The organism is Haladaptatus sp. QDMS2 (assembly GCF_029338295.1).
Classification (GTDB): Archaea; Halobacteriota; Halobacteria; order Halobacteriales; family Halococcaceae; genus QDMS2.
This window is the reverse complement of record NZ_CP119791.1, coordinates 1720963-1739834: the sequence shown is the minus strand read 5'-3', so window position 1 is coordinate 1739834 and position 18872 is coordinate 1720963. Positions and strand designations below refer to the sequence as shown.

Annotated in this window: 27 protein-coding genes, 1 tRNA gene and 1 other RNA gene; 19 read left to right on the top strand and 10 right to left on the bottom strand. The window is 61.6% G+C overall.

What is annotated here, in order from left to right:
- Positions 1-156 precede the first annotated feature (156 nt).
- From P1M51_RS09505 to P1M51_RS09495, 3 genes are all read left to right on the top strand, one after another.
- Entirely contained in the window at positions 157-432 is a 276-nt protein-coding gene (locus P1M51_RS09505) for a ribonuclease P protein component 4 (protein ID WP_276274423.1), read from the top strand.
- Positions 433-530: 98 nt separating this feature from the next.
- A complete protein-coding gene (locus P1M51_RS09500) occupies positions 531-776 on the top strand; it encodes a YhbY family RNA-binding protein (protein WP_276247963.1) in 246 nt (81 codons plus the stop codon).
- Complete coding sequence (locus tag P1M51_RS09495; protein ID WP_276247962.1) at positions 777-1649, top strand: mechanosensitive ion channel family protein; 873 nt, start codon at positions 777-779, stop codon at positions 1647-1649.
- 149 nt (positions 1650-1798) lie between these two features.
- Here P1M51_RS09495 and ffs read toward each other — a convergent pair.
- Positions 1799-2111, bottom strand: an RNA gene (gene ffs / locus P1M51_RS09490) — signal recognition particle sRNA.
- Positions 2112-2156: 45 nt separating this feature from the next.
- Positions 2157-2606 (bottom strand): hypothetical protein, encoded by a 450-nt coding sequence (locus P1M51_RS09485; RefSeq protein ID WP_276247961.1) that lies wholly within the window; start codon positions 2604-2606, stop codon positions 2157-2159.
- Positions 2607-2778: 172 nt separating this feature from the next.
- Between P1M51_RS09485 and P1M51_RS09480 the strand changes: the two genes are divergently transcribed.
- From P1M51_RS09480 to P1M51_RS09465, 4 genes are read left to right on the top strand one after another with little or no spacing between them, the layout of a single operon-like run.
- Positions 2779-3045 (top strand): AbrB/MazE/SpoVT family DNA-binding domain-containing protein, encoded by a 267-nt coding sequence (locus tag P1M51_RS09480; RefSeq protein WP_276247960.1) that lies wholly within the window; start codon positions 2779-2781, stop codon positions 3043-3045.
- 3 nt (positions 3046-3048) lie between these two features.
- Positions 3049-3450: a PIN domain-containing protein gene (locus P1M51_RS09475; protein WP_276247959.1), complete on the top strand. Its 402-nt coding sequence runs from the start codon at positions 3049-3051 to the stop codon at positions 3448-3450.
- A gap of 49 nt (positions 3451-3499) precedes the next feature.
- Positions 3500-3820: a DUF5798 family protein gene (locus P1M51_RS09470; protein ID WP_276247958.1), complete on the top strand. Its 321-nt coding sequence runs from the start codon at positions 3500-3502 to the stop codon at positions 3818-3820.
- A gap of 46 nt (positions 3821-3866) precedes the next feature.
- Entirely contained in the window at positions 3867-4847 is a 981-nt protein-coding gene (locus P1M51_RS09465) for a PLP-dependent cysteine synthase family protein (protein ID WP_276274422.1), read from the top strand.
- Between the two features lie 13 nt (positions 4848-4860).
- Here P1M51_RS09465 and P1M51_RS09460 read toward each other — a convergent pair whose 3' ends face one another.
- From P1M51_RS09460 to P1M51_RS09450, 3 genes are all read right to left on the bottom strand, one after another.
- The gene (locus P1M51_RS09460; protein WP_276247956.1) at positions 4861-5268 is read right to left on the bottom strand and encodes a CoA-binding protein; all 408 of its coding nucleotides are present in this window, start codon (positions 5266-5268) and stop codon (positions 4861-4863) included.
- 70 nt (positions 5269-5338) lie between these two features.
- Positions 5339-5959, bottom strand: a complete 621-nt coding sequence (locus tag P1M51_RS09455) for a recombinase RecA (protein ID WP_276274421.1) — start codon at positions 5957-5959, stop codon at positions 5339-5341.
- Positions 5960-6084: 125 nt separating this feature from the next.
- Positions 6085-6930: a geranylgeranylglycerol-phosphate geranylgeranyltransferase gene (locus tag P1M51_RS09450; protein WP_276247954.1), complete on the bottom strand. Its 846-nt coding sequence runs from the start codon at positions 6928-6930 to the stop codon at positions 6085-6087.
- A 92-nt stretch (positions 6931-7022) separates the two neighbouring features.
- Here P1M51_RS09450 and P1M51_RS09445 point away from each other — a divergent pair.
- Positions 7023-7097, top strand: a tRNA-Arg gene (locus tag P1M51_RS09445).
- Between the two features lie 114 nt (positions 7098-7211).
- The gene (locus tag P1M51_RS09440; protein WP_276274420.1) at positions 7212-7580 is read left to right on the top strand and encodes a VOC family protein; all 369 of its coding nucleotides are present in this window, start codon (positions 7212-7214) and stop codon (positions 7578-7580) included.
- Here P1M51_RS09440 and P1M51_RS09435 read toward each other — a convergent pair.
- Positions 7577-7903: a hypothetical protein gene (locus P1M51_RS09435; RefSeq protein ID WP_276274419.1), complete on the bottom strand. Its 327-nt coding sequence runs from the start codon at positions 7901-7903 to the stop codon at positions 7577-7579. The genes P1M51_RS09440 and P1M51_RS09435 overlap by 4 nt on opposite strands.
- Before the next feature lie 106 nt (positions 7904-8009).
- Here P1M51_RS09435 and P1M51_RS09430 point away from each other — a divergent pair, with 106 nt between their 5' ends.
- The 4 genes from P1M51_RS09430 to P1M51_RS09415 all read left to right on the top strand — a co-directional run bounded on the left by P1M51_RS09430 (position 8010) and on the right by P1M51_RS09415 (position 10484).
- A complete protein-coding gene (locus tag P1M51_RS09430; protein ID WP_276274418.1) occupies positions 8010-8801 on the top strand; it encodes a succinylglutamate desuccinylase/aspartoacylase family protein in 792 nt (263 codons plus the stop codon).
- 1 nt (position 8802) lies between these two features.
- Entirely contained in the window at positions 8803-9081 is a 279-nt protein-coding gene (locus tag P1M51_RS09425; RefSeq protein WP_276274417.1) for a hypothetical protein, read from the top strand.
- A 117-nt stretch (positions 9082-9198) separates the two neighbouring features.
- Positions 9199-9543, top strand: coding sequence for a hypothetical protein (locus P1M51_RS09420; protein WP_276247949.1), 345 nt, complete (start codon positions 9199-9201; stop codon positions 9541-9543).
- Between the two features lie 305 nt (positions 9544-9848).
- Positions 9849-10484 carry a hypothetical protein gene (locus P1M51_RS09415; RefSeq protein ID WP_276274416.1) on the top strand — a complete coding sequence of 212 codons (636 nt, stop codon included), beginning with the start codon at positions 9849-9851 and terminating at the stop codon, positions 10482-10484.
- 87 nt (positions 10485-10571) lie between these two features.
- On the opposite strand, the gene P1M51_RS09410 is transcribed toward P1M51_RS09415, so the two are convergent.
- Positions 10572-11597, bottom strand: a complete 1026-nt coding sequence (locus P1M51_RS09410; protein ID WP_276247947.1) for an NADP-dependent oxidoreductase — start codon at positions 11595-11597, stop codon at positions 10572-10574.
- Positions 11598-11712: 115 nt separating this feature from the next.
- Here P1M51_RS09410 and P1M51_RS09405 point away from each other — a divergent pair, with 115 nt between their 5' ends.
- Positions 11713-12060 (top strand): hypothetical protein, encoded by a 348-nt coding sequence (locus tag P1M51_RS09405; protein ID WP_276247946.1) that lies wholly within the window; start codon positions 11713-11715, stop codon positions 12058-12060.
- A gap of 11 nt (positions 12061-12071) precedes the next feature.
- On the opposite strand, the gene P1M51_RS09400 is transcribed toward P1M51_RS09405, so the two are convergent.
- Together P1M51_RS09400 and mvaD are read right to left on the bottom strand one after the other, a co-directional pair.
- Positions 12072-13196, bottom strand: coding sequence for an NAD(P)/FAD-dependent oxidoreductase (locus P1M51_RS09400; RefSeq protein WP_276247945.1), 1125 nt, complete (start codon positions 13194-13196; stop codon positions 12072-12074).
- A gap of 31 nt (positions 13197-13227) precedes the next feature.
- Positions 13228-14199, bottom strand: coding sequence for a phosphomevalonate decarboxylase MvaD (gene mvaD, locus P1M51_RS09395; protein ID WP_276274415.1), 972 nt, complete (start codon positions 14197-14199; stop codon positions 13228-13230).
- A gap of 103 nt (positions 14200-14302) precedes the next feature.
- Here mvaD and P1M51_RS09390 point away from each other — a divergent pair, with 103 nt between their 5' ends.
- The 4 genes from P1M51_RS09390 to P1M51_RS09375 all read left to right on the top strand — a co-directional run bounded on the left by P1M51_RS09390 (position 14303) and on the right by P1M51_RS09375 (position 17218).
- The gene (locus P1M51_RS09390; RefSeq protein ID WP_276247943.1) at positions 14303-14554 is read left to right on the top strand and encodes a hypothetical protein; all 252 of its coding nucleotides are present in this window, start codon (positions 14303-14305) and stop codon (positions 14552-14554) included.
- 117 nt (positions 14555-14671) lie between these two features.
- On the top strand, positions 14672-16237 hold the full coding sequence (locus P1M51_RS09385; protein ID WP_276247942.1) for a DASS family sodium-coupled anion symporter: 1566 nt from the start codon (positions 14672-14674) through the stop codon (positions 16235-16237).
- Positions 16238-16280: 43 nt separating this feature from the next.
- Entirely contained in the window at positions 16281-16964 is a 684-nt protein-coding gene (gene nth, locus P1M51_RS09380; RefSeq protein WP_276247941.1) for an endonuclease III, read from the top strand.
- A 47-nt stretch (positions 16965-17011) separates the two neighbouring features.
- On the top strand, positions 17012-17218 hold the full coding sequence (locus tag P1M51_RS09375; protein WP_276247940.1) for a hypothetical protein: 207 nt from the start codon (positions 17012-17014) through the stop codon (positions 17216-17218).
- 10 nt (positions 17219-17228) lie between these two features.
- On the opposite strand, the gene P1M51_RS09370 is transcribed toward P1M51_RS09375, so the two are convergent.
- Positions 17229-17720, bottom strand: coding sequence for a hypothetical protein (locus P1M51_RS09370; RefSeq protein ID WP_276247939.1), 492 nt, complete (start codon positions 17718-17720; stop codon positions 17229-17231).
- 100 nt (positions 17721-17820) lie between these two features.
- On the opposite strand from P1M51_RS09370, the gene P1M51_RS09365 reads away from it, so the two are divergent.
- Positions 17821-18759, top strand: coding sequence for a hypothetical protein (locus P1M51_RS09365; protein ID WP_276247938.1), 939 nt, complete (start codon positions 17821-17823; stop codon positions 18757-18759).
- Positions 18760-18872 lie beyond the last annotated feature (113 nt).

Genomic DNA, 18872 nt, shown 5'->3' with positions numbered 1-18872 from the left:
GTCGATTAACTGTTGCGGTCGTGACTGTCGATTCCTCTCTCAATCGGAATCTATTTATACATAACACGGAATTTCTTCGCTTGGGGCAACACAGGAGCTTTTCTTTCCTTTGTGTTCGGCCCCGGAAACCCCCCACCCCACCCCTCGTTTCCGTACATGACATCGATTGCCGAAGAGCGGATTGCGCGCTTGCACGACCTTTCGAGAGACGCCGTCAAAGCAGGTCACGAGGACCGAGCGCGCGAATACGTGCGCCTCGCTCGTCGCATCGCAGAGCGAAATCGCCTCCGACTCCCTCGGGAGTTCAAACGCTACACCTGTCCCGCGTGTGATACGTATCTTGTCCCCGGGCGCAACGCGCGCGTGAGATTACGGGACGGCCACGTCGTCATCGCGTGTGACTGTGGCCACATCGGACGCTACCCGTACTGACAACTTTCTTAGGTGAGTGTGTCCCGGTGTAGCGTACCGGTAAGCGACTTTCATACCTCAATATTCACATAGCTTCGGTCAATAGAGCCCATAAGCTAATGAGCAATCACGAACTGCGGAAAGAAGCTCACGACGTGGACGTAACCGTGTGGGTCGGCAAGGCCGGCCCGAACGCCGTCTTAGAAGAACTGAAAGACCAGCTCCAGGACCGCAAACTGGTGAAGGTGAAGTTCCACCGCTCTTCGCAAGCGGGGACGACCGTCGAAGAGATGGCAGCGGCACTCGCCGAACAAGCAGGCGCTGAGGTGGTAGACACGCGCGGGAACACAGCGGTGTTCCACTAGATGGCACCAGAGATTCCAATTTTTAACGAACTACTTGGGAACACCTACGGCCAGTATGCGGCACAAATCGTTTTCTTCATCGGCGCGTTCCTCGTCGTCTTCCTCATCGGGCAGGTCATCCTCACCCCGATTTTCGAGCGACTGGTAAAGCGCCGGGGTCTCGACGACCACGCGAGAAAGCCACTCGCCCGCGTTGTGGCAATTCTCATCTTCTTCCTCGCGCTCTTTGCGGCGTTCGCGGCAGCTGGGTTCGGAAACCTGCTCACCTCGCTCGCAACCATCGCGGCGGCCGCGACGCTCGCCATCGGGTTCGCGATGCAGGACGTCATCAAGAACTTCGTCGCGGGCATCTTCATCTACACGGACAAGCCGTTCCGCATCGGCGACTGGATCGAGTGGGACAGCTATTCGGGCATCGTCGAAGACATCAGCCTCCGGGTCAGCCGAGTGCGCACCTTCGACAACGAACTGCTCACCGTCCCGAACTCAACGCTGACCGACGGGGTCATCAAGAACCCCGTCGCGAAGAGCAAACTCCGCCTCAAGTTCGTCTTCGGCATCGGCTACGACGACGACATTGACCTCGCGACGAAGATTATCATGGAGGAAGCAGAGAAACACGAGGGTATCATGGCCAACCCGGAGCCATCCGTCCGGCTCACGGAACTCGCGGACTCCTACGTCGGCCTCCAGTCGCGCATCTGGATCGACAATCCGAGTCGCGCCGACTTCGTGAAGACGCGTGGGGAGTACGTCACGAACGTCAAGAAACGGTTCGACGCCGAGGGAATCGAGATTCCGTACCCACAGCGCGACCTCTCTGGAACGGTCATGCTCCAGGACGGCTCTGACTTCGGCGCAGTCGAACACTGACTTCCTCCAACGACTGAAGTCGTGGGCTTTCTCCTCGAATCTCTGTAACCGACTAGTTCTTTCGGTTTATCGCGTGATGAGCGGTTGCGCTGTGCAGATATTGGAAAGCAGGACCACAGCCACGGCTCAAAAACGTGAATGAGATATGAATGCGGACGGACGGGCTTGCCCGGCGTTCCGGCACGGGGAATCCCGGTTGCCGCCTCCACCCCGCACCCCTTCGAGCGACAGGTGTCCGCGAGTTCGCTGCTCGCTTCCGCGCCTGACGGGTTGCTCGCGATTAACCACGGCGTGACGTCCCTGCAGACGTTCGCCGGTGGACCGCTGTCCCCGAAGGACGAGGCTTCTACGTTGGCTCCCGGGGCCCGTGCCGGTCTGACCGGACGCGCCCGCTGTTCGGTCCCCACTAAAGACCATAGCGTGGGTGACGAGCAGGGCCTAACTGCCCGACCTAGTCCAGTTACCAGATATCCGGTTGCGGCTTAAGGGCCTTTCGACTCCCCTGCGTTAAAACAACTTGAGGGCGCGGGCATACCACACCCCGCTCGCGGGGACGCCGAGCGAGAACAGGAGGATGAGCCAACGATGATTCTCCATCAACGTGGCTGCAAGCGAACTCTCGAGCGTGGCGATGCTTCCAATCACGTCCGCGGGAACCGCGAGCGCCCACAGCAACGTGAGCACGACCATGAACACGCCGAGCGCGATGGTCGCCCCGGCGACGGTCACCGGCTCGGTGCGGTTCTTGTAGCCCGCAGCGAACGCGATGAGCGTGACGAGTGCGAACCCGGCCGCGCCGAACACCCCGGCGAGGCCGCTCGTGTAGTACACTGTGAGTCCGGAGTAGGCGCTCTCCGGGACGATGAGATAGGGGACAACTATCGCCACGAGGACGGCGACATCTGCCACGATACCGAGCACGGGGGCGGGGGTACTGACGGTCGGTTCCTCTGCCATTGCCGGGAGTTGTCGGGGAATCGAATTAAACGCCCCGTTCTAGCGACACGCGTTCGATTTGGGCAAATTGATACGCACTTCGAAGTGTCCCTGACCGAAAACAGATTGGTACGGGAGTATTTTCGAACCCGTGGGAAATTTTTAATATTTTCCCGTAGTACTCTGTACAAGGATGTCGAAATCCACCGACGAGCGCGGTCGCATCTACCTCCCAAAAGCCGTGCGCGAACGATTCGGAGACAAGTACCGCATTGTCGAACTCCCAAGCCACGTCGCGCTGTTCCCTGTCGATGACGACCCACTTCAAGGGATCCGCGAGGCGGTCGGTGACGCCTTCGAAGGCGAGGATGCGGGTCAATTGAAAAAGACTGCGCGAAAGTGCATCGACGAAGAGGTACAAGCAGAGGAAAAAACGCGTTCCAAAGGGCGAAAGGACTGACCAGTGTACGTCGAAACGGATTTTCTGACGGCACTCATCAAGGACGAAGACTGGCTCCAAGCGTCGGCTCTTCAAGCGCTCGATGACCGAGAAGACATTCACACGTCAATCTTAGCCTATGCAGAGGTACTGGTGCTCTTCTACGACCGGGAACAGTCAGCCTACGAGATTGATGCCCCACGTGCAATCGCAAACCTTCTCGAATTGGTACCGATTCGACCTGTGGAACACGAAGAAGCGGTTCTCGCCGCTGCAAGCTTTCTTGAGGAGCACCACATGACGCCGTTCGATGCACTTCACGCCGGGATGGCTGCGACCGGAGGTGGAGCAGTATTGTCCAGTGAAAAAGACTACGACACAGTTGGTCTCGACCGGCTTCCGCTTGAGTCCTACCCCGACGAGTAAGCCAGCGAAAGCCGCAACGCACACGTAGCCTCGCCCCAAACGCCCGGGCATGGGACTTGGCGGAACTGCAAAGAAACTCCAGAAGGTTGCGGACACAGCAGAGGAACTCTACCGACGGCTGAACGAATTGCGCGAGCAGATTCAGGCGCTCCGGGCGCAGGTCGAGACGACCGGCGAGAAGGTCGATTCGATGGAAGCGACTATCGAGCGCCAGCAGGTCATTCTCGCCGCGTTGGCGGAGAAACAGGGCCTCGACGTGGACGAACTGCTCGCGGAGGCCGCCGTCGAAGAGGAAGAGAAGACGGTCGCTGAATCGGCGGCATCGGATGCAGAACCGGCCGCCGAAACGCCGACCGACGGCACGAACTGACTGGTAAAACCTGCCGCTTTAACTGGTGGGCCGCGAACCACCGGGTATGACCTCGCACCGAGAACCCCTCGACTCGGTTCTTGACACCATCGGCGAAACCCCGCTCGTCCGTGTCCACGCCTCGCCCGATACGGTTCCCGTCTACGCGAAACTCGAATCGTTCAACCCGGGCGCGAGCGTGAAAGACCGCATCGGGCTCTACATGTTAGAGCAGATGCTCGAACGCGGCGAACTCTCGCCAGGCGGGACGGTCATCGAACCGACAGCCGGGAACACGGGCATCGGCCTTGCCATCGCCGCGGGACAACTCGGACTGGACGCGATTTTCGTCGTCCCCGAACGCTTCAGTGTCGAGAAACAGCAGCTCATGACCGCCCTTGGCGCAGAAATCATCAACACGCCGACGGAGGACGGCATGGGTGGAGCCATCGACCGCGCTCACGAACTTGCTGACGAACTCGACGATGCCGTCGTCCCCCAGCAGTTCGCGAACCCGCTCAACGCCGAGGCGCACTACGAGTTGACCGCCCCGGAAATCTTCGACGCGCTGGACGGTGCGGTCGGCGCAATCGTCGCCGGGTGTGGAACCGCCGGGACGCTCATGGGCATCGCCCGCTACGCGCTCGAACAGAATCCCGACACGCACATCTGCGCCGTCGAACCGGAGGGGTCGCTCTACTCGACGACGAAGGGCAAGGACGTCCCAGAGGCCGAGTACAAAATCGAGGGTATCGGGACGCACAACGTCGCGACGAACGAACTGTTCGACCCGGACATCGTCGACAGCGTCGAGCAGGTTGCAGACCGGGACGCCCACGACGAACTCAAACGTCTCGCCCGCGAGGAGGGCCACCTCGTGGCGTCGAGTGCGGGCGCGGCGAGCGTCGCGTCACTCCGACTCGCGCGAAAAATCGAGTTTGGTGACGTCGATGCACCCCACAACTCGGTCGTCACTATCTTCCCCGATTCGAGCGAGCGCTACCTCTCGAAGGGTATCTATCGGTCCTTCGACGAGTGGGAAAACTGACCGCGCGAGCGTCCTAGAGCAACCGGGCGTGTTCGACTTTCAGACAGCGGTCCTGTACGACTCGCATTCCCGACTCTTCTGCCCTTTTTGCCGCCTCGTCGTCGCGGATGCCGAGTTGCGTCCAGATGACCTTCACGTCGCCGCGTTCGATGGCGGCATCGACGATGCCGGCAACCTCGTCCGAGGGGCGAAACACGTCCACCATGTCGATTTCTTCTTCGACCTCGGCGAGTGAATCGTAGGGTTCCATGCCGAAGATTTCCTCGGCGTACGGGTTCACCGGAATGATGGTGTACCCGTGGTTCAGCATGTAGCGAGGGATGTTGTGGGCGTCTTTGCCGGGTGTAGATGAACACCCGACGACGGCGATCGTCTCGAGTCCGAGTATCTCACGGAGCTCCGCGTCCGTCTCGACTGGCATACCGCTACAGATGAAATCGCGTCGGAAAAGCGTACCGCAGGTGTGCGATTTGCCTGCATTCAGTGGCGGATTAAGCAACCGACCCCTTGAGCCGAACCGTCTCCGCCTCCTGGGTGGTTTCGATGACTCCGTCGAACAACTGGGCGAGCGTGCTCAGCGCCTTCTCGTCGTGGGCCGTCGATTCGAGGATGTAGATTCCGAGGGCGTCCGCGCTCTGGGTTCGCCCGGTGAACACGTGCAGGAAGCGAAACACAGTCTGGAGGTTCGAGTAGATGACCAGCGTCGAAAGCGAGTGAAGCAACACCCGATTGTGCTGGACGTTCCGGTCGCGGTAGAAGTGTTCGAGAATCTCTGAGAGCTTGATTCCGATGCCGGTCATGTCTCCGGGTGAGGAGGCGAATTTGAGCGTCTGACTCTCGGTCGCAGGGCCAAGGCCCTGATGTTTGGTCACGCAATCGACGATGCCGAGCGGGCGGTCGCCGACGGGCCCGTGGGTCGCCTCGTACTCCTGTTTGATTCGTTCGCCGCTCTCCTTCGTGGAGACGACGATTGCGCCCTCCTCGTCTTCGATGCCCTGACTGAGGATGTTGAGCGCGAGCTGTCGCTTTCCGGAGAGTGGCGGCCCTGTAATGAGGATGTTCGAGCCCGGGTTCACCGAGTGCCCGTCAAGTCGTGGTCCGAGATTATACATCGTCGCCCCCGAACCCACGAGAAACTATCGTCGATGAACGCGGTCCGTGAACGTCCCGTTCACACCTGCGCATCTACACAGGTCAATGCGATACACCCTCATAAACCCATATACTGCCACGACAGTCAGAGAATGACACCGATTCGCCCGGCGATGAAGGCGAACGCGGCGAGGAACATGCCCACTTTCAGGTGTGACTGGCTGGCGGTCGGGTCGTGAAAACTCTCGTATCCGGCGTAGAGCATTACGAGGTCAGCCGGGACGACAACGAGCAGGTAGGCGAGGCCGAAGGTTTGCTGGAGATACGGCGCGGGACTCGCAGCGACGGCGACCACCAGCAGCGCGACGCCGAGGACGAGCGCGTTTCGTTCTCCAATCGCAATCGGGAGCGTGTGTAATCCCTCTTCGCGGTCTCCGGCGATGTCCTCTACGTCCTTTACGATTTCCCGGGTCAGCGTCGAGATGGCCGCGAGCGCGAACAGGACGATGACGGCCTCGTTGAGGACGCCGACTGCTGCGCCGCCGAACAGGAACGTGCTCCCGCCGAGATACGCCACGACCAGATTGCCCGCGCCGGGGAGTCCTTTGAACAACTTCGTGTACGCGACGAGCGCGACGAGGTTCACCACCGCGATGGTGATTGCCGCAACCGGGAGCAACAGCGCGAGGACGACCGCGGCCGCGAACAGCGCGACGCTGAAGACGAGTGCCTCACGCGGCGTGACGGCTCCACGGGGAATGGCCCGCTCGGGCTGGTTGATGCGGTCGATTTCCCGGTCGAAGTAGTCGTTGATGGCGTTGCCCGCGCCCGTGGCGAAGATGGTCGCTCCTACCGCTGCGGCCGTGGGAACCGGCAGGTCGAACGCGCCGCCCGCGACGAACGCACCGATGAACGTCAGCACACCCGCTGCGACGGCGTTGACCGGGCGAGTGAGTTCCAGCAGGCCACGGACGCGGTCTCCCATCGACATGGGCAAACTGTCGTCGGGGGGAGGATAAAAGGCGCGAATCCCGCGGGGAAAATCGCGGGGTTTAACATAGACCGCATGGAATAATCGGATGAGGGCGCTTAGCTCAGCCTGGACAGAGTGCTTGGCTTCGGACCAAGTTGTCGGGAGTTCAAATCTCTCAGCGCTCGTCATTTTTTGCGGCTCACAAACACGTGAGCCGCAGGACTCGTCTCGCGTTACACGTCGAAATCCTCCATTCACGAACAGCCACCGTTTTCAGCCATCAGCACCCTCAGTGACCAATGATTTCCTGGTCTCGCATTGACCACGTTCAGCTTCCGATTCCACCGGGCACAGAACCCGAAGCCCGAAAATTCTACGGCGGCATCCTCGGATTCGAACAGATTCCGAAGCCAGCCTCCCTCCAGCAAAACGGTGGGTGTTGGTTTCGTGCGGGCGAGATAGAACTCCACCTCGGCGTCGAAGCCTCCCACGACCAGCGCTCGAAACAGCACGTCGCGCTCGAAGTTGCGAACCTCCTGGCGGTGCGGGAGGGACTCGAAGCACACGACGTGGTCATTCAAGAAGAGACGCCGATTCCGGGCCGCGAGCGGTTTTCCTTCCGCGACCCGTTCGGGAATCGAATCGAGGTGATAGAACGGACGAGTTAGCTGTCGTTTACTTCTCGTTGAACTTCGTTGCCGAAGTTCTCGACCAGTTCGTCGGCGGTTATCTCACCGCGTTTGTAGAGGTCGAGAGCGTCGGGGCCGACGACTTCTGCGAGAGCGCGATATCGGGCGACGCCGACGCCCTGTTCTAAAAACTCCATGAACGATTCCGTTTCTGCGGGGTTGAGGACGATGCGTTCGCTGAACGCGTCAGCCGGGTCGTCACGGGTCTGTATCGCGATACCGAAGGCGTCTGGAGATTCGACGATTGCGACGCGATACTGGCGCCCCTCACCGATTGTCCGGTTTTCAACCCACTCGTCCATGGAATTAATTGTCACCCCAGGGATTTATATTTACTATGCAAGTTCGTGCGTGTTCCACCGCTTACCGGCCACATAAGTTTAGTCGTCACGTGCAAACCAGACACCGATGAAACGTCGCACCGTGCTCTCCCGGTCAGTCGCTGCTCTTGCGCTTGCAGTCGCGGGCAGCGCGCCAGCGACCGGCGAGCACAGTGATTTTGCTACGGCAACCCGTGAAACGTACACCCTCCTGCCGGACACGGACCACGCCACGACCGTTCACGTCATCGAGGGCTCCGAACCGGGCCCGACGGCGATGGTCACCGGAGGTGTCCACGGGGACGAAACTTCCGGGCTTCGGGCGGCCGAGAACGTCGCGTCCTGGGACATCGCCCGTGGGACGCTCGTCGTCGTCCCGCGTGTGAACGTCGTCGCGATCGAGCGAGGAACCCGTGAGGGAACCGGCGGCGACCTGAACCGCCTGTTTCCGCCCGGGGAGGAACCCGAATCCAAACTGGCACGCGGACTCTGGGCCGAAATCGAGCGCCACGACCCGGACGTGTTCATGGACCTCCACCGCTCGCTCGGCATCTACGGCGTCCAGCCCGGCTACGTCGGGCAGGCTATCTTCCCGTCGGCGGCGGGCGACGCCCAGCAACACGCACGGGCGGTCGCAGAGCTATTGAACGACGAGGTGGTTCCGTGGTACATGCCCCTCCACAAATATCACTCGGGCGGTCCGATGCCCGAATCCGGCCCCCTCATCGCGAATAAGGTCGGTCAGGACCTGGGCACGCCCGCGTACGTCGTCGAATCGACGAGTTTCCTGCTCGACCTGCCCACGCGCACCGCGTGGACGACGCGCGCGGCGGCGGAACTACTCGAACGACACGGTATCGAACGGATTAACGGTGATTGAGATGGAACTAAAACGCGTGTTCGCCGGTCCGGTAGTCCTGGCTGTGTTCTTCTTCCTCGTCGTGCCACTCGCGCTCGGCGCGTGGAACACCGAGTGGATGACGCCGCTCGCGCTTCCCGGCTATCTCATTCTCACTATCGGGTCTGCGCTCGGCAAGGCGCTGTTCCCGACGTTCGAGTTCTACGTGTTCTGGGCACCGTTCGTTCTCGCGAGTTACGCCATCTCCGTCGGCGTCGGGTTCGTCTACCGGTGGGCGCTCTCTGGGCTCGGTGGTGGGTAACCGACCCCCGCGCGGCGTGTTGGCCCCCTAAACTGCTCTAAGCCGTTGATTTCTCGCCGCTTAGCCGCCGTATAATAACAAGGGTACTGTTCTATGGGCTATCTGGGGTGACCCACAATGCCCCAATCAGGAACAAACTCCCGGCATAATTCCGGACAACAGCGCTCGAATCAGCAGAGTGCAACACAACAGGGCGGCACCCAGCAGGGTGCAGGCCAGCAGGGCCAGCAACCGGCCCAGACGTCGCAGGCGTCGTGGTTCGCGAACACCGCGATCCGCGTAGGCGTCGTCCTCATCGGTTTCGTCCTGCTCCTGTTCGCCTTGGGTCAAGCCGTTGGTGCGAATCTGCTGGGCATGGTCGCGGAAGCGCTCAGCTCACAGACAGGCCAGTGGCTCGTCGTGGCGTTCTTCGCCCTGCTCCTCATCGGAGCAGCCCAGCGGGGAGTTACCGCGTCGCGGTAACCCCCACGTTCCTGTCTTTATACACCCTAGGTGGAGGGGTGCATACACGAACAACACCGGTGTGGATAAGACACAATATAGGGACCTAAGATGCCGCCGCAATCCCGACTGTGTTCAAATGTAACTGAATCGAAATTAAATCGGTGTGACTCCGGATTCCGAACCTGTTTGACAGCACCACGCACGGATCGTTCAATTCCGTTTAACCGCAATACGTGAACCGATTGAAACGGTCTGAAACTTCTCGAAACGGGTCGAAACCACAGGCCCCCTTTATTGTCTCCCCCTCTCTTCTCGAAGTTGTGATGACGGCAAGCACCGACTCCCCAACCGCGAACGTGCAATCCGAACCCCACGCGGACTCGGAACCCACAGTCGAACCACTCACGCAGGATGACATCTTCCACCTACTGCAGAACGAACGCCGACGTGCGGTACTCCGGTACCTCGCGCAATCGGACGAGGACAGCGTCCGCATGCGTGACGTGGCAGAGCAGGTGGCCGCGTGGGAGAACGACACGACGGTCCAGCAGCTCCACTCTGACGAGCGCCAGCGCGTGTACATCGCGCTCTACCAGACCCACCTCCCCAAGCTTGACGACTCCGGCGTCATCGAGTACAACCAGAGCCGCGGGATCGTCACCCCGACGAACCACGCAGACCAGCTGTACCCGTTCATCGAAACGGCGAATCCGACCGAGACTCCGGCAACGCAGGACCGTTCGGAACACGTAGGCGAGGCCGAGGACGCAGAGGCCGACGCGAACGACGACGACCTCGCGTGGTCGAACTACTACCTCGGCCTCTCGTCCGTGAGCGCCCTCCTCCTCGGCGCGATTTCCCTGAGCCTCGTTCCAGCGGCGCTCCTGTCGAGCTACCTGCTGAGCGTCCTCACGGTCGCCGCCTTCGGCATCACGGCTCTCGGCCAGCGGTTCCTCTGAAAAAGAAAGCGTCCATTACGGCGAGTGTCAGCCTGCGACTTCCTCCGGTCGCACCCTCCGACTGACTCACTCCGTCCTCACCTGTTTTCACGCTGTGAGTGACGGCTCTGCGACCTTCACGAGCTGTTTTCCGATGTTGTCACCCGAGAACAGCCCGAGGAAGGCCTCGGGTGCGTTTTCGAAGCCCTCGACGACGGACTCGCGGTATTCGATGTCGCCCGAAGCAACCCAGGAGGCGAGGCGCTCGGTCGCTTCTTCGTACTGGGATTCGAAGTCGCGGACGAGGAAGCCTTCAACGCGCGCCCGACTCACGATGAGTTGGCCGAACTTTCGCGGTCCCTGCGGTGGCTCGGTCGCGTTGTACTGCGAAATCTGGCCGCAGACAGCGACGCGTGCATCGACGTTCAACTGGCGCATCACGGCGTCCGTAATCGGGCCGCCGACGTTGTCGTAGTACACGTCCACACCCTCGGGAGCCGCTTCTGTGAGCGCCGCGTCGAGCGAATCGGTCGTTTTGTAGTTGATGGCGGCGTCGAACCCGAGGTCTTCGGTGAGCCACGCCGTCTTTTCGTCGCTGCCAGCGAAGCCGACGACGCGACAGCCGGCGAGTTGCGCCAGTTGGCCGACGACCGAACCCACCGCGCCTGCTGCGCCGGAGACGACGACGGTGTCGCCGGGTTTTGGCTCTGCGACTTCGAGGAGGCCGAAGTAGGCGGTCCGACCGGGCATCCCGAGGACGCCGAGGGCCGTCGAGATTGGCGCGTGCTCGGGATTCACGGCGGTAAGCTGGTGGCCCTTTGCGGTGGCGTACTCGGCCCAGTTGAGGTTCCCAGCGACGATGTCGCCTTCCGCGAACTGGTCGTGGTTCGATTCGACGACTTCGCCGACGACGCCGGCTTTCATCACGTCGCCGACGTCCCACGGTTCGGCATACGAGTCTGCGTCACGCATTCGACCGCGCATGTACGGGTCGACGGAGAGATAACAGGTTTTGACGAGCACTTCGCCGTGCTCGGGCGTCGGAACCTCGGATTCGACGAGGTCGAAGTCGTCCAGGTCGGGTTCTCCGGTCGGTCGACTCGCGAGGCGAAACTGTCTGTTGATTTCGGACATACAGGCCCTGTGGTCGCCACGCAGTTTACGGTTGGGATGGCGGAACCGACCATCGGCGAGAGGATACGTCAGTTGGCCAATGAATATATACTGCTGCGACGAACGTACGATACGTATGGCGCTCATCGATTCGGTCATCCTGTTCGTCGTCAGCCTGCTCGTCGGTGGATTTGGCATTTACGTCGGTGCGAGGGTCATTACCGACGTAGACGACTACGGCCAAGCGGTCATCACGGCGCTCATCGGGGCCGTCGTGTGGGCGGTTTTGAGTTTCCTCCCGCTTATCGGGACGTTGCTCGCGCTCATTGCCTACATCGCCGTGGTCAACTGGCGGTATCCGGGCGGCTGGGTGAACGCAATCGCCATCGCGCTCGTCGCCTGGGTGACCGCCACCGTCGTGCTGTTCATCCTCGGCACGCTTAATATCATCTCGCTCAGCGCCATCGGCATTCCCGGCGTCTGAGCGGCCCCTTTTTAGTCGGCAAATTCCGACCGGACGAGGTCGATTGCCGACTGTACCGCGCCGACCTGCGTCAGGTAGCCCGCGCCAATCGACGCCTTGAGCGCGAGGGCCGGCGTTCCCGTGAAAATTGTCGGTCCAACCTGCGCGACGGTCTGTTCGCCGACGGTGACGATCCACCCCGGTGAGTCGAAGCGAAACGCCTCAAGTCGCGGCGCGAATCCGTCTGCGGTGTCGCGGGTCGCCAGTCGTTCGATGCTCTTTGCGACGGCGCGCGCCTCGCGGATAGCCGACTGAGCGCTCGCGGGCACCTGCTGGCCGTCCGCGTCGATAACGTCCGCCGCATCGCCGACCACGAAGGTCCCGTCTGCGACTTCCATCGTACTTCGGACGCGGCGACGCTCGCCCGAAAGCGCCTCGGGACCCGCGATACCGCCGGTCCAGAGCAACTGGTCGTAGGCCATCGACCCGTCTTCCAGATGAACCTCGTCGTCGTCCGCGCTCGTGACCGTGGTCTCGGTTTCGATGATGACGCCCTCGCTCGTGAGCGCGTCTCGAACCGCCACCCGGAAGTTCTCGGGGAAACCGGGAGCAATGCTGTGGGCCTGTTCGAGCAGTCGAATCTTCGGCTCCCAGCCGCGTTCTGCGGCGAGCGCGGCGAGTTCACCCGCCGCCTGAATCCCCGAGAGACCCGCCCCACAGACGAGGACGTGGCCGTCGTCGTCGGCGCTTTCGACGAACGTGTCGTGAATCGTCGTCGCGTCGCCGACGGTTTTGAGCGGCGTCGCGTGTTCTTCGAGCCCCGGAAGGCCGTAGTAGGCAGTCTCCGCGCCGAGACAGACGGCACACAGGTCGTAGTCGAGGCTCTCTCCGGCTTCGAGTTCGACGCGCTTTGCCTCGGTATCGACGTGGGACACGCGGTCGGTGACGACCGTCGCACGGTCGAAGATGTCGGCGAGGTCGATGGTTATGGCTTCCGCGAGCGCGGGGCGACGAATCACGCGGTGGAGTTCGTGCTGGATGAGGTGGGTGCCAGTGTCGTCTACGAGCGCAAGCTCCGCGTGGTCGGGCAGTGAGCGCTCGAGACGATAGGCGAGGGTCAGGCCGGCGTAGCCGGCGCCGAGGACGAGGACGCGCATACGTCCTGTAGAACCCCCAGACGCAAAAATGCTAGAACAGGGCTTCGGATTCGTCGAGAATGCGGGCCGGGCCGCCGATTTCCCAGACGTGCGTCTCGATGTCGAGGGCGGCGATGGCCTCCTCGACGCGGTCTGCGTATTCGGGTTTGGTGTTCACGTAGACGCTCGCGCCCGTGTCGGTCGAGAAGTAGACGGGGACGCCGTCGTCGCGAAGTTCGCGGACGGTTTCGAACACGCGGAGTGTGTCCGGCTTCCAGTAGACCCAGCCCGCGGGGCCGGTCATCGTCGTCGCGGTGAGCGACAGCGAGTCGTGTTCTGCCGTCTCGAACACGCGGTCGAAGTCAGCCGCGCGCAGGGCGTCGCGCATCTCGGCGATTTGGCCGTGGATGTGGGCCATCCGCGCGTCGAACATGTGGCTGTCTGCGGCTTCCTTGTGCGCTTCTTCGGTCTCCTTATAGGCCGGGACGAGCGCGGCGATGATGGCCACTTCGCCTTCTAAGTCGGATTCGATGCGCTCTGAGCGACAGTCCTCGTCGTTGAGGCCCGTCCGGAGGTGGGAGAAGCCGCCCGTGACGGCGCGGGCAGCGGAGGAGGAGCCACGGCGGGCGACTGCCGAAATTTCGGGGAGGGTCATGTCGAGGCCGGCAGCTTCGCAGGCGGCGAGCGCGGCGGCGGCAAATCCCGAAGAGGAGGAGCCAAAGCCGACGTTGCTCGGGAAGTTGTTCTCGCTCTCGAAGCGCACGCGGGTGTCGATACCGGCGAGCGACCGAACGTGGTCTACGACCTGTTCGATGCGCTCTGCGCCGCGCCCGGTGATGTCCTCGCCGTCCACGCGGAAGCGATCCGCGTCTAACGAGTCGTCGAATTCGACGGTCGTCTTCGTGTGGCTCGGGGCGGTACAGAGGCTGATACTGTCGTGATACGGGAGTCTGAGTTCCTCGTCTCGCATCCCGTGGTACTTGACGAGCCCCTGAATCGGGTGGGCTTTCGCCGTCGCTTTCATACTTCGTGAGGTGGGAGAAGCGCGCTTAATTCCTCCGCTCTGTCGTCCGCGGTGACCTGACTGATACGTAACTGTTTTGCGTCAGGTTGTGCGAGTTCCACCAATGCGAGGGGCCGAGGAGGGCGGCGTCGATGTCGACGAAATCTCGCCACTGGCGTGGCGACTCCTGCGGACGGCGGCGGGATTCGAGCAACGCGAGGTGGAGCGGCGCGTAGACGACCTGCTCCAGGCGCACGTCTCGATGCTCGAAGGCGGGAGTCGAGGACTCTCGTGCTCTCGGCGCGAAGCCCTGTTTTCGCTGTACAGCACGGAATTGTCCGCAGATCAGATTCGCGCACTCACGTCGAACTTCTGATTGTTTTTCTCCACACATTTGTTGACGTATCAGCAGCGATTAGTTAGTTTTACGACTATCGTGTAACTCCGTAAGACAATTGTTAAATATCATTGTTTGGTATGAGGCGGTGTATCAATGATACAATCGGGTGCTAACGCCTCGCGCAGACGCGTCACGTTGTTTGGCATCGCTGTCCTCGGGACGGCGCTCATCGCGCTCGCCCCGAATCCCGAAGGGCTGACCATCCGCGGGCAATACGCCATCGCGACCATGTTCTTCGCGGGATCGCTCTGGATTACTGGGGCGCTGCCACTCCCCGTGACGGCGCTGTCGATTCCGGTGTTGCTCACCGCCTTCGGCGTCTACAACGACATCGACCCGGCACTGGAAGGCTTCGCAGACCACCTCATCTTCCTGTTCATCGCCGGGTTCATGCTCGCGAACGCGCTCCAGAAGTACAATATCGACCGGCGCATCGCGCTCTGGCTCATGGCGAAGATGGGCTCTTCTGCCCGGTTGTTGATTCTCGCCATCATGCTCGCCACGGCATTCCTCTCGATGTGGGTGTCGAACACGGCGACGACGGCGATGATGACGCCAATCGCGGTCGGTGTCCTCACCCAGGTCATCGGCCGCGAGGAGATTCAGGAGCAGACCGACGACGCGAAGGCCTTCTCAAATATGCAAATTTCCACGCTGCTCGGGACGGCTTACGCCGCCAGCGTCGGCGGGGTTGGCACCCTTATCGGCACGCCGCCGAACGCCATCGTCGCCGGGCAATTGAAGGAACTGCTCGGCTACGAAATCACCTTCTTCGACTGGCTCGTCATCGGCATTCCAATCGTCTTCGTGACGCTGCCGCTCGTCTGGTACCTCCTCACCTTCCATCTCTATCCGCCGGAAGTCGAAGACGTGAGCGCCGCACGCCGCAAGGCAGCGGAGTATCTCGCAGAGGAAGGCGCACTCTCGACTCGCGGCCGCCGCGTCGCGTGGATTTTCGGCACAACGGCGTTCCTGTGGGTGCTCGGCGGCCTCGACCTGCTGTTCGAACCCCTCCTGCCACCGGCCGTGTTCACCACGCTCTTCGGCGGTGAGGGCATGACCATCTTCGGCGTCGAGGGCCACCAGGGGCTGCTCTACTACGTGATGGTCGGTCTCTACGCCATCCCGGCGCTCGTCCTCGCGGACACCGTCGACTGGGACGACATCGTGGACATCGACTGGGGGACCATCCTCCTGTTCGGCGGCGGGATTGCGCTCGCTGGGGCGTTCGCAGACACGGGCGCAACGGAGTGGATTGTCAGCGGCATCTTCAACGAACTCGTCGGCACGAACATCCTCATCGTCATCGGGGCCATCGTCTTGCTCGTCATTTTCCTCACGGAGATGACCTCGAACACCGCCACTTCCGCCATCATCGTCCCCATCCTCATCGCCCTCGGGGGCGTATTCGCGGGGACGCTCGGCGTGGCGAAACCGGAGGCAGCCATCTTCCTCGCGGTGAGCGGGGCCATCGCAGCCTCGTTCGCGTTCGCGCTCCCGGTGGCCACCCCGCCGAACGCCATCGTGTTCGGGTCGGGGCACATGAAACAAGAACACATGATGAAAGCCGGCATCGTGTTGAACGTCGTGATGACGGCGGTCCTTACGGGGCTCATCATGCTCCTGTTCATGTTCGTCTGGCCGGCGGTGCTCTGGTGACAAAACCGAATCACTCAATTGTTTTTGGGCGTTCTCCTCGGGCATGGGAACGCCGCTTTCGTCGCGCGAGGAACAGGCCGAAGAGGTCTTAGACCGCCTCTACGAGGAGTTCCCCGACACGACGATTTCGCTTCGCTACTCGAACCGACTCGAACTCCTGATTGCGGTCATGCTCTCTGCGCAGTGTACCGACGAACGGGTGAACAAGGTCACCCGCGAGTTGTTCGCAAAGTACGATTCCGCCGAGGACTACGCCAACGCAGACCAGGAAGAACTCGCAGACGACATCTCCTCTATCACCTACTACAACAACAAGGCGAAGTACATCCGCAGTGCGTGTGCGGACATTCTGGAACTTCACGACGGGAAGGTTCCAGACACGATGTCGGAACTGACCGACCTGGCAGGCGTCGGGCGGAAAACCGCGAACGTCGTCCTCCAGCACGGCCACGACATCGTGGAGGGCATCGTCGTGGACACCCACGTCCAGCGCATCTCACGACGTCTCGGCCTCACCGAGGAAAAGAGTCCGAAGAACATCGAACAGGACCTCATGCCCATCATCCCCCGCGAGGACTGGCAGAACTTCACCCACCTGCTCATCAGTCACGGCCGGGCAACGTGTACGGCCATCAATCCGGACTGTGAGGAGTGTGTGCTCGAAGACATCTGTCCATCCTCGAAAATCGATCGGGAAGTCGATTTGGCAAAGGGCGAACCCTGGTAAGTCAGAACCGTTTTCCCGGTCCATGTCAACCGGCTAACTACTCATCCATGTCAGTACCAGCGCGGGTGCTCGCCTCCGAGTGGGTCAGCCTGCGGCGGTTCGGGTTCGTCTGTGTCGTCTCACTCGTGGCGCTCGTCGTGGACCTCACTCTCTTCGAAATTTTTCCAATCGGAACGCCGCGTGAGGCTGTAGAGCAGTTTCTCATCATGGTCGCCGGTTCCTACCTCGGATTGACGCTCGCGGACGGGGTGTGAACCGGACCACTCAGAAGAACTGGTACTTCGTGACGAACCGAGCCATCCCGACAACCCACGCGAAAATCCAGAATATCACGTAGCCGAAGACGCCGATTCGAAGGCGTTTACGCCAGAAGTCCATCTTCTCCGAGCCGATTTCAGAGAGCAACACGTTCTCGTCGTAGTCGTGGTAGAGGTTGTGTTTGTACTTCGCCTGGAAGATGCGGACGATACCCGTGAGCGCAAAGAGAAGCATCGCGTAGGCTTGCAGGCCGAGAAAGGCGTGAAACGCGGCGAAGCCGTCGAACTGTTCGAACAGGCGGGGAACCATCCAGAACACGACGGGGACGGTGTTCAGCGTAAGCCCGACGAAGATGAATTTGAGGTGGTAGGTGAGAACGCCCCACGTCACCTCTTCTGCGTCGATCATTATCCACGCGCCGTAGAGGTAGAACGGAAAACTGAGCGTCACGAGGAGGGCAGCCACGGCCGCAATCGTGGCATCCGGCAGGCCGAGCATTACCGTTCGTAGCGACGCGACGCGCTAAAACGTGGCGAAACCAGCCGCTGGAACGGGGGTTCGGAAAGCGTTTACCGGTCGACGCCTAACTTTCACGGAAATGGGAGATGCTCGTTCCACGGGCGCCGACGAACCCGACGAGACGCAGGACTCCTCGTCGGCGGACGAGGAGGCACCGTCAGTAGAGGAACTCCGCAGACGGGTCGAAGCGAAGTACGACTTCGAGAACTTCGGGCCCGCGGACATGGCGAAGATGACGCCCGAGGAGTGGGACGTTGCCTTCGACGCAGATTCGTGGATTACGGGCGAAGAGCTCCTCGCCCGCGTAGAGTCAGACCTTCGCTGGCAAATCGCCGTCCGCGAGGTGTTCGCCCGCGTCCAGCGCGTCCGCGACGACGGGCAAGAGTGCCTGCTCGCCTATTCTGACGAGGGATACGCCGTCGTCTACTCGGACGGCAGCGTCGAGGGGAGCGGGACGGTGCTCCGGGACGTAAAGCCCACCGTCGCCCTCTGTGCGATGGACGACTACGAGCCGCACGTCGCTCCTGAGGGACGAGCACTTCCCCGACCCGAGGACGTCCGCGAGGGGTCCGGCAAACTCGGTAACACGATACTGCTCACCGTCGGCGGGTTGAACCTGCTCGCGGGGCTCGTCCTCCTCGTCGGGCCGTTCATCTACGACCCGCTGCTCCCACGATTCTGTTCGCCCGCTCCGGGCGGTGACGGGTTCGTCTGCGGGACGCCAGTCGGCGAACTGACGCTGTTCCCCGTCGGTCGGGCCATCCTGCTCACCATCATCGTCGGCCTCGGCTTCGTCGCCTTCGGCTTCTTCCTCTCGGTTATCGTGGCGAACGCCCGCCTCTCAGACCGGTTCCGGGCCGAGGAGTATCGCGAGCGGTTGCGGTCGCTCGACGTCGAATCGGGGTCCTACCCCGAATCGCTGCCAGCAGAATGGCGGGACCGCTTGCAGGCAGCGCGCCGGGCGCGAGAACTGGACGGAACCACCGAACCGGAACGCTCAGAGAACACCTCCTCGTGAGGGGACTCACACGCTATTGTCGAATGGTTGACTGTTCCGGCGCCTCATGGTGGTGTTTCTGCGCCAATGTTACACCCCGATGTATAGGCCCCGACACCCGTATTCGGTGGGTT

Bases quoted from the DNA above. Each gene is read 5' to 3' on its own strand.
- P1M51_RS09505 (WP_276274423.1), top strand. From the start codon at position 157: ATGACATCGATTGCCGAAGAGCGGATTGCGCGCTTGCACGACCTTTCG.
- P1M51_RS09500 (WP_276247963.1), top strand. From the start codon at position 531: ATGAGCAATCACGAACTGCGGAAAGAAGCTCACGACGTGGACGTAACC.
- P1M51_RS09495 (WP_276247962.1), top strand. From the start codon at position 777: ATGGCACCAGAGATTCCAATTTTTAACGAACTACTTGGGAACACCTAC.
- P1M51_RS09485 (WP_276247961.1), bottom strand. From the start codon at position 2,606: ATGGCAGAGGAACCGACCGTCAGTACCCCCGCCCCCGTGCTCGGTATC.
- P1M51_RS09480 (WP_276247960.1), top strand. From the start codon at position 2,779: ATGTCGAAATCCACCGACGAGCGCGGTCGCATCTACCTCCCAAAAGCC.
- P1M51_RS09470 (WP_276247958.1), top strand. From the start codon at position 3,500: ATGGGACTTGGCGGAACTGCAAAGAAACTCCAGAAGGTTGCGGACACA.
- P1M51_RS09465 (WP_276274422.1), top strand. From the start codon at position 3,867: ATGACCTCGCACCGAGAACCCCTCGACTCGGTTCTTGACACCATCGGC.
- P1M51_RS09460 (WP_276247956.1), bottom strand. From the start codon at position 5,268: ATGCCAGTCGAGACGGACGCGGAGCTCCGTGAGATACTCGGACTCGAG.
- P1M51_RS09455 (WP_276274421.1), bottom strand. From the start codon at position 5,959: ATGTATAATCTCGGACCACGACTTGACGGGCACTCGGTGAACCCGGGC.
- P1M51_RS09450 (WP_276247954.1), bottom strand. From the start codon at position 6,930: ATGTCGATGGGAGACCGCGTCCGTGGCCTGCTGGAACTCACTCGCCCG.
- P1M51_RS09440 (WP_276274420.1), top strand. From the start codon at position 7,212: ATGATTTCCTGGTCTCGCATTGACCACGTTCAGCTTCCGATTCCACCG.
- P1M51_RS09435 (WP_276274419.1), bottom strand. From the start codon at position 7,903: ATGGACGAGTGGGTTGAAAACCGGACAATCGGTGAGGGGCGCCAGTAT.
- P1M51_RS09430 (WP_276274418.1), top strand. From the start codon at position 8,010: ATGAAACGTCGCACCGTGCTCTCCCGGTCAGTCGCTGCTCTTGCGCTT.
- P1M51_RS09425 (WP_276274417.1), top strand. From the start codon at position 8,803: ATGGAACTAAAACGCGTGTTCGCCGGTCCGGTAGTCCTGGCTGTGTTC.
- P1M51_RS09420 (WP_276247949.1), top strand. From the start codon at position 9,199: ATGCCCCAATCAGGAACAAACTCCCGGCATAATTCCGGACAACAGCGC.
- P1M51_RS09415 (WP_276274416.1), top strand. From the start codon at position 9,849: ATGACGGCAAGCACCGACTCCCCAACCGCGAACGTGCAATCCGAACCC.
- P1M51_RS09410 (WP_276247947.1), bottom strand. From the start codon at position 11,597: ATGTCCGAAATCAACAGACAGTTTCGCCTCGCGAGTCGACCGACCGGA.
- P1M51_RS09405 (WP_276247946.1), top strand. From the start codon at position 11,713: ATGGCGCTCATCGATTCGGTCATCCTGTTCGTCGTCAGCCTGCTCGTC.
- P1M51_RS09400 (WP_276247945.1), bottom strand. From the start codon at position 13,196: ATGCGCGTCCTCGTCCTCGGCGCCGGCTACGCCGGCCTGACCCTCGCC.
- mvaD (WP_276274415.1), bottom strand. From the start codon at position 14,199: ATGAAAGCGACGGCGAAAGCCCACCCGATTCAGGGGCTCGTCAAGTAC.
- P1M51_RS09390 (WP_276247943.1), top strand. From the start codon at position 14,303: ATGCGAGGGGCCGAGGAGGGCGGCGTCGATGTCGACGAAATCTCGCCA.
- P1M51_RS09385 (WP_276247942.1), top strand. From the start codon at position 14,672: ATGATACAATCGGGTGCTAACGCCTCGCGCAGACGCGTCACGTTGTTT.
- nth (WP_276247941.1), top strand. From the start codon at position 16,281: ATGGGAACGCCGCTTTCGTCGCGCGAGGAACAGGCCGAAGAGGTCTTA.
- P1M51_RS09375 (WP_276247940.1), top strand. From the start codon at position 17,012: ATGTCAGTACCAGCGCGGGTGCTCGCCTCCGAGTGGGTCAGCCTGCGG.
- P1M51_RS09370 (WP_276247939.1), bottom strand. From the start codon at position 17,720: ATGCTCGGCCTGCCGGATGCCACGATTGCGGCCGTGGCTGCCCTCCTC.
- P1M51_RS09365 (WP_276247938.1), top strand. From the start codon at position 17,821: ATGGGAGATGCTCGTTCCACGGGCGCCGACGAACCCGACGAGACGCAG.